Consider the following 15,320-nt stretch of genomic DNA (forward strand, 5'->3'; position numbering starts at 1 on the left):
AAAAAGAGCGCTTACATATACAGAAAGTAACGAATATTGTATTGAATCGAGCGCCATTTAAAATAAAAAAATATTTTTTTCTTATATAATAGGGTATCTTTCGTCACCACTTCTTGAAAATGTATAGTTGGCATAATTATTGCTTATATAAATGGCGAGCGTAAAAAAAGGGGGAATAGCAATGTTACATGATGTATACAAACCAAATCGTCACTGGAAAGAGATCGAATTATGGAAAGATGTTACAGAAGAGCAATGGAATGATTGGGTTTGGCAATTAACGAATACGATCAAAACGTTAGATGATTTAAAGAAAGTGATTAATTTGACACCAGAAGAAGAAGAAGGTGTTAAAATTTCAACGAAAACAATTCCGTTAAATATTACACCGTACTATGCTTCTCTTATGAATCCTGATGATCCACGCTGTCCGATTCGGATGCAATCTGTACCGATTTCGGAAGAATTATATAAAACAAAGTATGATTTAGAAGATCCGCTTCATGAAGATGAAGATTCACCAGTTCCAGGCTTAACACATCGTTATCCAGACCGCGTGTTATTTCTAGTTACAAATCAATGTTCTATGTATTGTCGTTATTGTACACGTCGTCGTTTTAGTGGACAAATTGGAATGGGTGTTCCGAAAAAACAATTAGATGATGCTATTGCTTATATTCGTGAAACACCACAAGTGCGTGATGTTTTAATCTCTGGTGGTGACGGTCTTCTTATTAATGATAAAATTTTAGAATACGTATTAAAGAACTTACGAGCAATTCCGCATGTGGAAATTATCCGTATTGGAACGAGAGCACCAGTTGTATTCCCACAACGTATTACAGAAAATCTATGTAACATTATTAAAAAATATCACCCAGTATGGTTAAATACACATTTTAATACTTCTATTGAAATTACGGAAGAATCAAAACTAGCATGTGAAATGCTTGCAAATGCTGGTGTGCCAATTGGAAACCAAGCGGTAATTTTAGCAGGAATTAACGACAGTGTACCAATTATGAAAAAGCTGATGCATGATTTAGTTAAAATTCGTGTTCGTCCGTATTATATTTATCAATGTGATTTATCAGAAGGTATTGGTCACTTCCGTGCACCGGTTTCCAAAGGATTAGAAATTATTGAGGGACTACGTGGACATACATCTGGTTATGCAGTGCCAACATTCGTTGTCGATGCCCCAGGTGGAGGCGGAAAAATTGCGCTTCAGCCAAATTATTTAATTTCACAAAGTGCGGATAAGGTTGTTCTTCGTAACTTTGAAGGTGTTATTACAACGTATCCAGAACCAGAAAATTATGTGCCAGGAAGAGCTGAAGGTTATTTTAAAGAGATTTATCCAACTTATGAAGAAAAACGCTCTGATATCGGTGTAGCAGGGTTGATGAGTGATAAGAAATTCAATCTTGTTCCGGATGATTTGCAACGTATGAATCGCCGCAAAGACTATGAAACAAATGAAACACATTCTTCCTTAAAGGATAAACGTGATAAGCGTGATCAGTTAAAAGATAAAAAATACCAAGCTCAAATGGCGAAATTAGAAGAAAATACAGAAGCTGAGGGTGACGCAGTATGAATTGTATGTGGTGTGACAGTACAGAGGCGAAAGAAAGTCTGAATACTGTATATTGGGAATTGCCAGATGGTACAAAAGCCATTGAAATTCAAAAGACACCATGTATTTCTTGCTCATCATGTGGAATGGACTATCAGCCTGATCATGTTGTAAAAGAAATAGAAGATCAGTTGTTTTTAATTTATACAAAAGATTTACCAAAACAATTAACATATGAAGAGTTAATGGAGCGCCCACGTCTACTAAAAAGAAATTATTTTGACTTTTAACCAGCGATTATGCTGGTTTTTTTCTTTTTCCCCTTGTATAATGTATCCAAGTTAGAAAGGTAGGGAATATTTTTGAAAAAGTCATTTTATCACTATATGATGAAGCATCGTGCGTCTTTAATCAAAAATGAAATATCGGATTTTGCTGAAGCTATGTATGACGATATAAGTTTTCCGAAGCAATCAGAAGATTACGATGAAATTAGTTCGTATTTAGAATTAAGTGGATTACTGGATAGTATGTCTATTTTTGATGAAGCATGGGAGCTATACATACAAGAAAGATAACGAGCAAACATATACTACAAATATATCTGCACTAGTACATCACTCTATAAAAAGTGATGTATTTTTTATTGGAAAAATTTTTGAATATAAGCTCATGTGATAAGCGTTTTTTAATCCTTTGCATATACTGTTATCAAAAATCACGACTTTAAAAAGGAGAGATATAAATGGCAAGAAAAAAACAACCTAAATATAATGTAGGAGATATAGTCGTGATTACACTATATGGAACTGTTGGTAAAATCACAAATATGAAAATGTTAGATGGAGTTTATGTATATGAAGTTAATAATCATGATGGATATTATGTGGAACAAACACTTCAACATGTCACGGAACAAGAAATGAAAAAAGGTGAAACAGAATGGATTGAATTACGATATCATTTTACGTTCGGTGATCTTGTTCAAGTTACGGGTTATGATAAAGATGTCTTTCGTATCGTTGGATTTCGTACAGAAGTGTGGCGATATAAAAATGATGCATGGGAAGATACAATATATGAATTGTCGAGAATCACAGATGGTGAGTGGTTAGAGGCTGATGAATCAGATTTAACATTGCTTGCGAATGCACAAACGGCTAATGCCATCTTGAAAAAAATGAAACAAGATAAAGCAGGGATGAATAAATTAGATCTTGGAAAATTGAAGTCAATCAATAATTCCAAAAAGGTAAGTATTAAAACGAGCAGACAAGAAATTATTGATGGATTATTAGATATTTATAATGACTATCAATTATTATATGAAACATTTCAAGATGAAGAATATAAAATTGTAATGGATGTCGTTCATAATTATTTAGTTAAACTAACAGAGAAAAAATAACTAGAAAGCAAGAAGGAACTGAACAAAAATATAAGTTGTGTAAGGTATACCTACAATTGTTAAAAAAATAATAAGCCCTTTGATGACAGAGTCTGCCCATTTATCTTCATGCATGAACTCTTCTTTTCTTTGTTCCATTTTATTTCCCCCTTCAAATAGCTTGTACTACATCGTATGCTGTAAGACGAGTCAATATGACTGACAAATATGATATGGAAAAGAAAATCTATTTTTCTAATCTCGTATACATAATTTTGAAATTCCTTCATAAAACAGAAATAAAGGAGTGATGCTCATGAAGGAAATTGAGGTCGTAATTGATACGGAAGAAATTGCGGAGTTTTTTTATGAGCAACTAATAGAGAGAGGGTATGTACCAAAGCGAGAAGAGATTGAAGATCTCGCTGATATTACATTTGAGTATTTACTAGAAAAATGTATGATTGATGAAGTGTTTGATGAGGATGAAGGGTGAAAGTAACGACGGGAAAAACCCGTCGTTTTTTACACTTCAAAATCATTTCTTTACAAACTTGTCACAAACATAAAAGATTATTATTGGTATAATAAAAAGAAAATTTTAAACAAGAGGTGAAGGGATGTTCAAAAAAATTATTGATTCTTTACTAGGAAAGAAGAATAGACATCGTTCCTACTCAAGTAGTGATTATCGTCATAGAGGTCGCTCGTATTCAAGTAGCGATTATAATAAGAGGAGAAATCCCCATGGCTATGGACATCAGCATTATAAAAGAAAACACAAAAGTCGTAGCTTTTTTTCAAGTAGTTGATGAAGTGGCGTGATATACTTGCTTGGTTTGATAGGCCGCTGCACAATGATACAATTGTCTCACAACGCTATAAAATTGAATCAGTAATTGGAATGGGTAGCTATGGTTTTACATATATCGTTTATGATTTAGAAACGAAAGAGAAAAAAGTTTTAAAACAATTAAGACAAAGTAAGCAAAGGTATAAGTCAGGTAGAAGGTCGTTTGCGCAAGAGCAAACAATTTTAGAGCAGTTAAATCATCCAGCAATACCGAGCTTATATGATAGTTTTATATGGAAAAAACAGCCGTTTTTTGTAATGGAGTACATGTCGGGTAAGAATTTCGAAGACTTCATTTTTAGAGATGGACATGTATATGAAGAGCAAGAAGCTTTTCATATTTTATATAAGGTACTTGAGATTGTTTCTTATTTTCATAGTAAAGGTATTATTCATCGAGACTTACGAATTCCAAACATTTTAATGAAAGAGGGACAAATCAGCATTATCGATTTTGGATTAGCTAAATTTATAGAAGAAATCGATGAACGGGCATCTACCTATGAAGGGGAACAAGCCTATATGCGAGAGGTTCATTATCGTAGTGATTTTTATGCACTAGGTCACTTTACATTATTTTTATTATACTCTGGCTATGAATCTACTGTAGAAGAAGAAAGGCCATGGTATGAAGAGTTGCAGATAATGAAAGAAAACTGTGAAATTATTATGCGAATGTTGCGGATGAAGTCTCCTTATTATGAAAATATACAAGAAGTTAGAGAAGATGTACGCCATGTATTAGAAAGGATGGGAGATACATGTTTCAAAAGTTTTTAGCGAGCATTGGAGTAGGAAGCGCGAAAGTAGATACAGTTCTTGAAAAAGAAGAATATTTAGTAGGAGAAGAAATTGTAGGTGTAGTTCACATTACAGGTGGAGCAGTTAGTCAACAAATTGAAAGCATTTACTTAACATTAACGACGTCGTATATACGAGAAGTAGATGATAAAAAAGTAAGCGCTACATTCGATTTAGAACGAGTACGTTTAACCGATCCGATTACGATATCTCCAAATGAAAAAGTGGAAATTCCATTTTCATTCCCAATGCCAATTGAAGCGCCGCTTACATTTGGAATGAAAAATGTTTGGGTTCATACAGGTCTTGATATTAAGCGGAGTATTGATCCGAGTGATCGCGATTACATTCAGGTGTTACCGAATGCATTATTTAACAGTGTGTTAGATAGCGCAAAACAATTAGGATTCAGGCTTCGTCAAGCAGAATGTGAAGAATTACCACACCGATTACGTACCAATATTCCATTTGCACAAGAATTTGAGTTCATTCCAGTTTCAGGACAGTATTATGGAAAGTTGGATGAATTGGAATTATTAATTCTACCACGTGCCTATGATCGATTAGATATTGTTATGGAAGTAGACAGAAAAGCCCGTGGGCTAGCAGGACTATTTTCAGAAGCATTAGACTTAGATGAAAGAGTCGTTCGTTTTACTGTAACGCGTGAAGATATCCCAGCTATGCAGCAAAAAATTAACAGTTATATTTCTTAATAAAAGATGCATAAAAAAGAAATGGAGAGGAAAACTAAAACAACCGCTCCATTTCTTATTTTTATATAGTGAGGTTATGTATGTGAAACGATATCGACATGTATACTTGTTAATTGTGTTTCTCATTTGTTTTGTCGGATTATCACTTTCGTATCATACCGCTTGCATTGAAAAATTTGATGATGTTATTTCCAAATTTATTCAAAGTTTTCGGAACGAGTATTTGACAGCTTATTTCACCTGGATGTCTTATATTGGTTCAAAGAAAATATATTTCCCATTATTAATCATAGTTGTAATGTACTTTCTTATTCGAAAAAAGTTGTTAGGTGCGTTATTTTTAATCGTTAATTATTACGGATCTCGTTACCTTAACAACCTTTTAAAATTATGGTACGAACGACCAAGACCAGATGTATCGCAGCTTGTTACAGCTACAGGATATAGCTTTCCAAGCGGCCACTCGATGAATGCTACAGCATTTCTAGGATTTATCGCTTATGTAACAATTACGGAACATCGTATTACATTGCATAGAAAGTTGTTGATTATTTTAATTACATGTTTCGTTATATTTTCTATTTCTGTTAGCCGCGTATATCTTGGTGTTCATTATCCATCCGATATATTAGCGGGTTGGGCAGCGGGGGGAAGTTGGCTCATTTTATGTATTATGTTTCATCAAACATTCATCAAAAAAGAACCTATGTCATCATAGGTTCTTTTTGCGTAGGTTCTACATGAATATGAGTGTATAAAATTCCAAATCTTTCTTCTAACATTTCTTCAATTTCATCGGTAATATGATGGCTTTTACTCACGTCCATATGAGCATCTACTTCAATCGTAATATCCACATACGTTTGGTTCCCATACATACGTGCACGAATATCAACAATATTTTCAACACCAGAAACGAGCTTGACAGCATGTGAATATTCTTCCATTTTATCCGGATCGATGCCATCGGTTAACATATGAGAGGCTTCTGTAAAAATCTCCCACGCGGTTTTACAAATAATAAAGCCGACAATTAAGGCTGCAATTGGATCGAGGATAGGCATGTCGAACTGTGATGCTACAATACCGACAACTGTACCTATACTAACGAGAGCATCGGATAAATTATCTTTTGCTGCGGCTTCTAGTGCTTTACTTTTTGTGCGCTGCGCAATTTTATTATTATATTTATACACACTGTACATGACGACAGCACAAAATAAGGCAACCCAAGCTGCAAGTACATTAGGCGCCGTTTTCTGTGGAGTGAAAAACGATTGAATTGCACTTACGATAACTTCAAGTCCGACCGTTGCCATAATAAAGGAGGCGACAAGTGAAGCAATTTGTTCTGCACGAGAATGACCATATGGATGATCCGGATCACGAGGTTTTCGAGAAATTTTTAAACCGATTAATACAGCTATAGAAGCACCGATATCTGTTAAATTATTTAAACCGTCTGCACGTAATGCACTGGAAAGAGCAATATAGCTAATTGCGATTTTTAGTGACGCTAAAAATATGTAGGCAATAATGCTGACAATGGCTCCTTTATCAGCTTCTTTATTAGAAAGTGAATTCATAACGATCACTCACCTTTCTGTTAGGAATTTCTTTCTAGTAATAGAGTATCAAACGGAACTCGTGTGGGTCTATACAAACATTGTTGACGCTTTATAGCTTTTTAAGTAGGGGATAACAAAGTTAGCTTAGGGCAAAAAGATTAATATATATACATCAAAAATATTTCTGATTATAATTAAGATGAGAATATTAGTAATATATGGGGGAATAGCAATTAGTGAATAAAAAGGCAACAGTTAAAATAGGGGTATTGTTTACAATTTTATTAATTGTATGTGTTTTTTATGGGTATAAGAGTTTAAATAGTTTTTTACTCTGGGACGAACTCGGTGATTTCAAGATGATTTCAAGTGATAAAGAAGTTGCAGATGGTATTTACTTTGTAAGAGGGAAGATATATTCTGAACCTGTAACAGGAGATGAAACATTACTTGCTGATGGGTATGCGGTAGTGAATCGTATTCAAAAGAAAAAAACGACATACTATACACAGACTTCTGCACCAAATCGTTCTTTATGGAGTAACGGTCAAGTGACAGCTTTTTATAATGAACCAATACATATTGGAAATAAAGAATTAAAATTAATAAATAAAGAAAATGTGTCTCTTGAAACACCCTTTATAGAATTAAATAGTCAGAATGTAATTTCAACAAGAATAAATGATATTCAGGCGAATGCTACAAAGTTAGCAGATGGAAAAAAACGTTTTTATTCATTTAGAGCAGTAGAAAATAAAGAAAATGTAGTTGTGCTTGGGTCAGTAGATGGAAAAATAATAAAAGAATTACCTAATAGATATGGGAAATCTGTTTATATTGGAAATACTAAGGAACAAATCATAGATAGATTAAAGAGTGAAAACAACAAAAATTGGATATATTTTTCTGTCCTTGTTGTATTAACCAGTATTAGTGGGTTTGTATTATATATGTATGGGAAGGGAAAATGGACAAAAGATGTTTTTGTTTTTACATTTTTCGGTAGAAAGATAAATTAAAGAGGACGCACCTTTGCGTCCTCTTTAAAAATTTATATGAGTTCTTCTTTATTTTCATATCCAGTAAATAAAACTTCTTCAATTTGTATATGATCGAAAAAAACATTATAATCTTTTGAAAGGTTACCATAAGGATAAAGACAACCGACATAATCCCGATTTTTCCGATTAGATTGTTTTTGTTTTCTGCCTATCTAAGGAAATGTTGTTTATCCCGCATTATAAGACCCTGCCTTAAAATGCAACGAAAGCAAAGTAGTAAGGTAGGGAATAAAACGGCCAGTAAAAGCATGATTCGTTCAATTAATAATCAATGGGAGGTGATGCCCCACTGATTAAAGTTTCATTTTATTACCTAAATAGTTTGTTTGAATTAGTATGCTTCTAAAAACTCAGTAACTTGCTCTTCTGTTTTTGCATTTGCACTATGTAAATGACCAAGTTTTTCACCATTTTGATACACTAATAAGCTAGGAATTCCCATTACTTGATACTCTTCTGCAATACTTGGGAATTCATCTTTATTTATAGAATACCATTCAAATTTATTGAACTCTTCCATTACATCCCCGATAAAGTTGTCCATACGTACACAATCTGGGCACCATGTAGTAAAGAACTTAACAACTACTGGCTCCTCGCTTGCGATAATGTCTTTGAATTCCTTTTCACTCTTGATTTCTTTCATGTTTTGTTGCTCCTTTTTCATTTTTTGTATTTGGAATAATTCAGGTGGTGTTTTTGCTAAAAAACGAAAACTTTTAACAAACGTTTTTCTTTCCGAATAATTCGTTTGCAAATTGATCCACCGCAGTTTCTTGAAGTCCCGGTACAACATGCGAGTAGGTGTCCAATGTGATGCCTACTATTTTGTGTCCTAATCGTTCACTTACAAATTTCGGATGAATCCCTTGTTTTAACATGATAGTTGAATGATTATGTCTCAGATCATGGAACCGAATATAAGGAACCTCACTTTTCTTTATAATCTTTTTCCAGAGCTGTGTCAAACTTCTGAAATTGCAGGGGTTACCATTTTTATGTTTTTCCGAATTATTGAACAGCAACCAAAGATGATTCAATTATGTATCGATTAGGAGCATCCCCAATATAGTTGAATGGGTAACATGTGGTTAATGTAAGTGTTGGTTTATCTTTTGCAACGATTACACTCATATCATTGGCGTCGGTAATCCAGTGTTTCCGAATTTGATAAGCGTATATCTTGTTATCGTATTCAAGTAAAATATAATCATTTTCTTGTAAATCTCCTAAATCGGTAAATACTGTATCCCGATGACCACTTAGTACAGTATGTCCATTTCCAGAAGGGGGTGATGTAATGTCACTAACGAACATTCCAACGCCTTTTTTCAATGTTTTGTCATCAGCACCCCAGTAAACTTGATATTTTCGTTTGATTTTCGGGATTACCATATATGCGATTTGTTCTCCTTGTTGGTGTTGCACTTGAGAAGAGGGAAAGTGTTTCTCGGGTTCTAGTAATGTTTGCTTATGATCAGTTAGGTTATTTATACTTTGATACTTCTTAATCTCAGTACCTGTTAAAGTTTCAACAGTTTTTGTTGAATCATACCAAGTAATAAAGTAATAAACGAAAGAAAAAGAGCCAATAGTAATCAATAATATACCGAACCATTCAAGCTTTTTCAAATGTATCACTCCATATTAAAAAAGACAGGAATATCCCTGTCTTTTTTAGGTATTATTCTATGCATCCGTCTTTTTACGACGGAATACAAAAATTGAACCTAATAATATTAGACCAGCACTTACAAGCATCATTGTCATATTATTAGAAGCTGTATTTGGTAATTTCTCAGCTTGTTTTTTTGTAACTTCGTTATTGTTTGTTTCTTTTTTTATTGGAGTTTGTTTGCTAGCCACAAATCGATCATATTCCCCGTTGTTTACTTCACAAGGTAATCCATCATTATCACGATCTAAATCATGGGGATCGTTATTCGCGTTATACCCATTACTGTGCCAAAACTCCATTACTTCTTGATTATTTTTGAATTGACCGCAATCTTTGTCATTTGGGTTCTGAGCTGCAAATACAGATGAGTTATACCCTACAGTTAAAAGTGTGAATGCTGTTGCTGAAACTAATAGCTTTTTCATGTATATCTCCCTTTACCTAAATTATGTATTTATATTAAATATTTTACATTTTAAAAATCGGAAAGACAATATAAATTAATTTAAAATGTAATATTTTCCTATTTTAACATGGAGAGAATTTCTTTTATTATGAAAGCAAATCAAAGTATTCTATGTTTTTTATTATCTTTAGAACGAATATTCCTCTATGCTGAAATAAAGAAAAAAGCAAACTTCACGTAAACCGAATTACCCTTGTAATATTTGAAAGTACACTGAGAGAGGACATGTACCTGTGATTGGGAAAATAACAATTTAGGTAGTATAACAATAGAAGTTGTTGATGTTCGCGAAAATTCATCGTTAGCTGCAGCTATTATGAGACAAGTCTTAAAGGGAAGTAACCATGTTTACCTAATTTGGCATCATGATGGCTCTTACTTTTTGGTATAAGATTGCTGAGAACAATTGGCTACGAGATGATGTATGTAAAATCGATAAAGTTTACAAAGCATCAGGTGTTGTTTGGATTTCAGGAACGAACATCAATCTTCACAAAGGTTTATGTGATTCAAAGTATATAAGAGTGTAGCAAAAAAATAACCGCCCCTTTACTTATAGGTAAAGGGGCGGGGGTTATGAGGGATAAACATCTTCAAATTTTATCCCAACAAGCATATGTTTCATCATTATAAGGCATTGTGCACTATCATTAACTGTGAAAGAACAAACTTCCTGTTTCGTTTTTTTTACAACCAAAACATCAAAACTACAGGCTAAAACGTCTGTAAGATAGTCTTTTTCCTGAGTATCTATAGCGATTAAAATATTATAAGTATATCTTGGAAAAACACTCCCATTGTTATACCAGAAGATCCATGGTTCAGCATCTTGTTTATTTAAATTAATAAACATGTTAGTAATAGCATCGTTCACCTGACTCACAATATCTTGGTTTATATTTTCTCCCCAACGATAAGTAGGAAATGCTAATATATCTTTAATAATCAGATTGCTAATTTTCTCAATCAATTCTGAAATTTGAAGTGCTTCTCCGCCGATGATTGCTTCCTGTGACGAATCCAAAAAGTTTATATTACGATTTGATTCTAGCACGTTGACTAGAGTGCGAGGATCAGCGAAATCATTAAAATCCATATCTAATTCTTCAAAGAATTTCTTTAATTTAAGAACTTGTCCCAAATGTTCTTGTTTCACAGCAAACACATTATGAAAGTGATTATTCCCCATTTTTAACAGTCCCTTCTATATAGAACATAAGACAGATATATGATGGGAATTCCAATATATAACTATTTTTTGTTTTAAAAGGATATTAAATTTTAAAAATCCCATAATTTAATTGATGATTTGCGTCATAATGGCAGTGGGAGTGATGAGTAATAGAAGAAATACAATGGAGGTTTTTAGCAGAAGAAATATAAAAAAGTGCTAACAAGTTTGCAAACAAAACTGCAAACTAAACAAATGCTTCTAAGTAAAGGTAAGAGGTAAAAAACGAATTTATAAAAATAGTAAAGACTTAACAAAATGTAACCTGAGAAGAAACCGTAAATTATAAGAATCCCTGCGGAACAGGGGGCAGGGATTCAGAGGTAAGGGAGGTTATTTTGTATTTGTCGAAACGTGTCGTTTTCAACAAATTAATCATACCATTAATTTTCAAAAGCTTATCATGTTAAATGTGTCTGAATTATATATAAACTATGTATAAATTGAAACAAAATAGTTATTTGAATGGAAGGAGCAAATGAGAGGTGAATTTACGTGAGAATCGCGAATGACTAGATGGTAATGGAGAAAAAGAATCCTAAACATCAATTTCATTTTGTAGAAAAAAACAAGGCCCTAGCTTCCTAGGGCGATGGGTATAACTACTCGTTTTTATCGAGCTATTACATGATAAACTGTAACCTGATTAGATACAACGGTAATTGTTACCAATAAAAGAGCAGCTAGCAAACGCTAACGGCTTGGTTCAGGGGGATGGAGAAAGTAACTTAATGGGTTACTGTATTAATGCAATATCTATTTTAAGGAAACAAGTATATGTTATGGGTAAATAAAATGTAAGGATTCTCTCAGTCATGGAAGATTGGTGGTAGGATTAACGAAAGTTGAGATACACTTGACGGATCTGTTGCTACTATACTTTTTTGAAAAGATAGAGGATTTGAAAAGTCTGTTAATATTAGGTGGTTCAAAATCTAGTTCCTACGTAGAGTATATTATTAATTCTATAAATCGTACACCTTTTGAGTAGGATAAGCATATATAGAAGTATGGGACAAGCGTAAATCGCTTTTTTCATACTCATTGAAAACTCCTTATCACGAAAAGAGCACTTTTGAGTGCTCTTTTTAATTTGAAATACATAAGAGAGAAGTTTAGGTAAGTCATTTCATGCACAAAATGAAATGTATTAAAATATAATGGGGAAATGTAGGGAAGACATTTTTCTTGTGAGAAAATATAGATTTGGGAGCTTCAAACGATTGAGGGAAATATTTTCGATTTACTGAAAGATATTATGATTTGTGAATCCGTGATAAATAAAATGAGTCTAATATAGGTGGATGAACAATATGAGTTCAAGAAATTTAACGGTTACAGGAGCATGGTTTCAAGTAGGAGGAAATACGATAGCTGCTATTGGAACTACGAGGGGGTTTATAGGAGAGAAAAATGTTGAGGAACCACTTGTAATTGTAGGTGGATCATTACAAGCTCTTGGATATATACTACAATTGGTAGCGTTAAAAGATGCCTCTGAACAACAAGGATTACACATAGAAGAGGATAAACTCAGTAAAGAGGACCAATTGCACGAAAAAAATAAAACTTTGGAGAAAACAGGGATTGAATTACTGATTTTAGGGAATATTTCAAATGTAATAGGAACCTTTTTTAATATACACAAGAAAACAAAAGAGAATGATTATCTCATTATTACAGGAAATAGTCTGCAGTCTATTGGTGCATTTGTAGGGGTGGAAGTGGCACTAAATGAAGAACCCAAAATTCCATGGTTGATTGTAGTGGGGAATTCATTACAGACGCTAGGGGCTGGATTACAAGCATATCAAGGTATACACAATCTATCGAAAGAAAAACAAATGGTTGAGAAAAATGATCGGGAAAAAGAAGATGAGAGATTAGTTGGACTAATTGGTATTTGGATACAAGCAATTGGTACAGCAATTTCAGCAATTGGAATCACACAAATGATAGAGGAATAATTTATAAATTTTGATTATTGAGAAAACTCATATGAGTGAAAGGGAATATTTCTTTCTCTTTTAAGATAGGACAAGGACTTTAATGGGGAATCTTCGTCAGTTTTTATCATTTGCCGACAGAAAACTCCCACCTCAAAGAATGGGTAGGACATGGTTCAATGAGTAGGTGGGAGATGAATGGCGGTTAGGTAAAATCCTAATATTTCTCCTTGTGGAAGAGTTAGGATGGGGTATCGGGATTCGTTCATTCCTATAGAAGAGAACTGATGCAGGAAGAAGTATTCTTACATAGAAGGAATTGTTCCATTATAAAAGTCTTTCCATAATATGTATACATTTTTTAAGGGTGGCAGAGGATTTTCGACAAAAAAGAAGAAATGATACGAGAGAAGTATTTTTGAATATATTCCGATATCGTTCGCATGCATATCATGAAAAAAGCATGTAGAAAAACTAAAATAGAAAGTGAGGTGGAAAGTGGTGCTCGTCCATAAAGCGTATAAGTTCCGGATCTATCCTAATGCAGAACAAAAAATACGTATCGCGAAAACAATGGGTTGTTCTCGTTTTGTATTCAATTATTTTTTAGCAAAATGGAATGATAGATATAAAGAAACAGGGAAAGGATTCACCTATGGCACTTGTTCTTCGCAACTACCTGCCCTCAAAAAAGAATTTGTATGGCTCAAAGAAGTGGACAGCACGGCTCTTCAATCTTCTCTTTACAACCTCGCTGACTCGTATTCACGATTCTTCAACAAACAAAACAAAGCACCTCGGTTTAAGTCAAAAAACAATAAGGTTCAATCATATACAACGAAGCACACAAATGGGAACATCGCGATTGTAGGGAATAAAATAAAGTTACCGAAACTTGGCCTTGTCACGTTTGCCAAAAGTCGTGAGGTAGAAGGACGTATTTTGTGCGCTACTGTCAGAAGGAATCCAAGTGGAACATATTTTATCTCGTCGTACAAAAGGTGGAGCGAACTGGCATAAACAGCGAATCAAAGTGGCTTGTATACATGAACGAATCACAAATGCAAGAACTGATTACTTACAAAAACTATCTACGATGATCATCAAAAATCACGATGTGATTGGGATAGAAGATTTGCAAGTATCCAATATGTTACAGAATCATAAGCTCGCGAAAGCAATTCAAGAAGTATCTTGGTCACAATTCAGAGTGATGCTTGTGTATAAAGCAGAGTGGTATGGAAAACAAGTTATCGTGGTATCCAAAACATTCGCCAGCTCTCAACTTTGTTCGCATTGTGGCAACAAAAACAAAGACGTGAAAGATCTAGAGTTGCGTGAATGGAAGTGTCTTTCTTGTGGTATGCATCACGATAGAGATGTCAACGCAGGACAAAATTTGAGAAAAGAGGCCTTAAGGCTTCTAACCGTAGGGACTATGGGGATTGCCTACTAATAAAGCTGAGGGATACTTTGGTGTTCGTAGGAATCCCCCACTTCAAACAGTTTGTTAGACTGTTAAGTGGGGGTAGTTCAAGAACTGTACTGTTGTAGAAATTGAAAAGAATCATGGAGGTATTATAGTGTGTTTTTCTGCTTTCCTGTTATGGTCGTTTAAGTGGTCGTGTACTTAACGGTGTATCATAGAAAAAAGAATCTGTAACAGATTCTTTTTTCTATGATACATATTAGATTAGGAGAGTATGTTAAATCCTTGAAGGGAGCAAGGATTTAACGATAATAGTAACCGTGGTATTAATGTAACATAGTTGTGTTATATAGTTAATTGATAATATTTGTATTGAATATTACCAATATTTAGTATAGATACTTACTACTATAAGTATAGTAGTAAGTTGTTTTGATTTACTAATTGATAAATTGTTAGATAGAACCAGTAAAATAAACACTTATGTTGATTGATTTCTCTTATATACAATTCATTCTAGAAGTATCGGTCTATATATTTATATATGATATGACAAAAGGAGGAGAGAAATAATGGACAAACATATTGTGGGTATTTCTATGAAG

18 protein-coding genes and 2 pseudogenes are annotated in these 15,320 nt (G+C 33.7%); 12 read left to right on the top strand and 8 right to left on the bottom strand.

All coding sequences use genetic code 11. The features are described 5' to 3' along the window. Positions 1–181 precede the first annotated feature (181 nt). The 4 genes from ablA to BLV40_RS09190 all read left to right on the top strand — a co-directional run bounded on the left by ablA (position 182) and on the right by BLV40_RS09190 (position 2,987). Complete coding sequence (gene ablA / locus BLV40_RS09175) at positions 182–1,600, top strand: lysine 2,3-aminomutase (protein WP_090689191.1); 1,419 nt, start codon at positions 182–184, stop codon at positions 1,598–1,600. After that, positions 1,597–1,869 carry a YokU family protein gene (locus BLV40_RS09180; protein ID WP_017149664.1) on the top strand — a complete coding sequence of 91 codons (273 nt, stop codon included), beginning with the start codon at positions 1,597–1,599 and terminating at the stop codon, positions 1,867–1,869. The genes ablA and BLV40_RS09180 overlap by 4 nt, the downstream gene beginning before the upstream one ends. A 72-nt stretch (positions 1,870–1,941) precedes the next feature. After that, complete coding sequence (locus BLV40_RS09185) at positions 1,942–2,157, top strand: YozE family protein (RefSeq protein ID WP_090689193.1); 216 nt, start codon at positions 1,942–1,944, stop codon at positions 2,155–2,157. Positions 2,158–2,324: 167 nt separating this feature from the next. Continuing rightward, the gene (locus tag BLV40_RS09190; protein ID WP_026594342.1) at positions 2,325–2,987 is read left to right on the top strand and encodes a hypothetical protein; all 663 of its coding nucleotides are present in this window, start codon (positions 2,325–2,327) and stop codon (positions 2,985–2,987) included. Here the strand turns inward: BLV40_RS09190 and BLV40_RS09195 are convergent, their stop codons facing one another. Continuing rightward, positions 2,988–3,125, bottom strand: a complete 138-nt coding sequence (locus BLV40_RS09195) for a DUF3930 family protein (RefSeq protein ID WP_090689195.1) — start codon at positions 3,123–3,125, stop codon at positions 2,988–2,990. Between the two features lie 157 nt (positions 3,126–3,282). On the opposite strand from BLV40_RS09195, the gene BLV40_RS09200 reads away from it, so the two are divergent. The 5 genes from BLV40_RS09200 (at position 3,283) to BLV40_RS09220 (ending at position 6,054) form a co-directional block, all read left to right on the top strand. Beyond that, a complete protein-coding gene (locus BLV40_RS09200) occupies positions 3,283–3,462 on the top strand; it encodes a YozD family protein (protein WP_003197525.1) in 180 nt (59 codons plus the stop codon). Positions 3,463–3,586: 124 nt separating this feature from the next. Next, positions 3,587–3,778: a hypothetical protein gene (locus BLV40_RS09205; RefSeq protein WP_081811137.1), complete on the top strand. Its 192-nt coding sequence runs from the start codon at positions 3,587–3,589 to the stop codon at positions 3,776–3,778. Next, complete coding sequence (locus tag BLV40_RS09210; RefSeq protein ID WP_026594343.1) at positions 3,778–4,599, top strand: serine/threonine protein kinase; 822 nt, start codon at positions 3,778–3,780, stop codon at positions 4,597–4,599. Before BLV40_RS09205 ends, BLV40_RS09210 begins: the two co-directional genes overlap by 1 nt. Then, entirely contained in the window at positions 4,581–5,336 is a 756-nt protein-coding gene (locus BLV40_RS09215; RefSeq protein ID WP_026594344.1) for a sporulation protein, read from the top strand. Before BLV40_RS09210 ends, BLV40_RS09215 begins: the two co-directional genes overlap by 19 nt. A gap of 82 nt (positions 5,337–5,418) precedes the next feature. Further along, positions 5,419–6,054, top strand: a complete 636-nt coding sequence (locus BLV40_RS09220) for a phosphatase PAP2 family protein (RefSeq protein ID WP_026594345.1) — start codon at positions 5,419–5,421, stop codon at positions 6,052–6,054. On the opposite strand, the gene BLV40_RS09225 is transcribed toward BLV40_RS09220, so the two are convergent. Beyond that, a complete protein-coding gene (locus BLV40_RS09225) occupies positions 6,041–6,922 on the bottom strand; it encodes a cation diffusion facilitator family transporter (protein ID WP_139265509.1) in 882 nt (293 codons plus the stop codon). The genes BLV40_RS09220 and BLV40_RS09225 overlap by 14 nt on opposite strands. A gap of 218 nt (positions 6,923–7,140) precedes the next feature. On the opposite strand from BLV40_RS09225, the gene BLV40_RS09230 reads away from it, so the two are divergent. Continuing rightward, positions 7,141–7,923, top strand: a complete 783-nt coding sequence (locus tag BLV40_RS09230; RefSeq protein WP_090689206.1) for a hypothetical protein — start codon at positions 7,141–7,143, stop codon at positions 7,921–7,923. Between the two features lie 32 nt (positions 7,924–7,955). Here BLV40_RS09230 and BLV40_RS09235 read toward each other — a convergent pair whose 3' ends face one another. From BLV40_RS09235 to BLV40_RS09260, 6 genes and pseudogenes are all read right to left on the bottom strand, one after another. After that, a complete protein-coding gene (locus BLV40_RS09235) occupies positions 7,956–8,117 on the bottom strand; it encodes a DUF4176 domain-containing protein (protein WP_090689992.1) in 162 nt (53 codons plus the stop codon). 179 nt (positions 8,118–8,296) lie between these two features. Beyond that, positions 8,297–8,611, bottom strand: a complete 315-nt coding sequence (locus BLV40_RS09240; protein WP_026594348.1) for a thioredoxin family protein — start codon at positions 8,609–8,611, stop codon at positions 8,297–8,299. A 73-nt stretch (positions 8,612–8,684) separates the two neighbouring features. Then, positions 8,685–8,960 (bottom strand): annotated as a pseudogene (locus tag BLV40_RS09245) (tyrosine-type recombinase/integrase); the annotation flags it as partial. A gap of 16 nt (positions 8,961–8,976) precedes the next feature. Then, positions 8,977–9,597 carry a class D sortase gene (locus tag BLV40_RS09250; protein WP_026594349.1) on the bottom strand — a complete coding sequence of 207 codons (621 nt, stop codon included), beginning with the start codon at positions 9,595–9,597 and terminating at the stop codon, positions 8,977–8,979. Positions 9,598–9,654: 57 nt separating this feature from the next. Then, positions 9,655–10,068 (bottom strand): excalibur calcium-binding domain-containing protein, encoded by a 414-nt coding sequence (locus BLV40_RS09255; RefSeq protein WP_090689209.1) that lies wholly within the window; start codon positions 10,066–10,068, stop codon positions 9,655–9,657. A gap of 615 nt (positions 10,069–10,683) precedes the next feature. Further along, on the bottom strand, positions 10,684–11,298 hold the full coding sequence (locus BLV40_RS09260) for a pesticidal protein (RefSeq protein WP_090689213.1): 615 nt from the start codon (positions 11,296–11,298) through the stop codon (positions 10,684–10,686). A 1,355-nt stretch (positions 11,299–12,653) separates the two neighbouring features. Between BLV40_RS09260 and BLV40_RS09265 the strand changes: the two genes are divergently transcribed. Further along, positions 12,654–13,307 carry a DUF6944 family repetitive protein gene (locus BLV40_RS09265; protein ID WP_026594352.1) on the top strand — a complete coding sequence of 218 codons (654 nt, stop codon included), beginning with the start codon at positions 12,654–12,656 and terminating at the stop codon, positions 13,305–13,307. A gap of 480 nt (positions 13,308–13,787) precedes the next feature. After that, positions 13,788–14,742: pseudogene (locus tag BLV40_RS09270) on the top strand (RNA-guided endonuclease TnpB family protein). The last annotated feature ends 578 nt before the right edge of the window (positions 14,743–15,320 follow it).

This window comes from Bacillus sp. 166amftsu (assembly GCF_900107445.1).
In the GTDB taxonomy this organism is placed as follows: Bacteria; Bacillota; Bacilli; order Bacillales; family Bacillaceae_G; genus Bacillus_A; species Bacillus_A arachidis.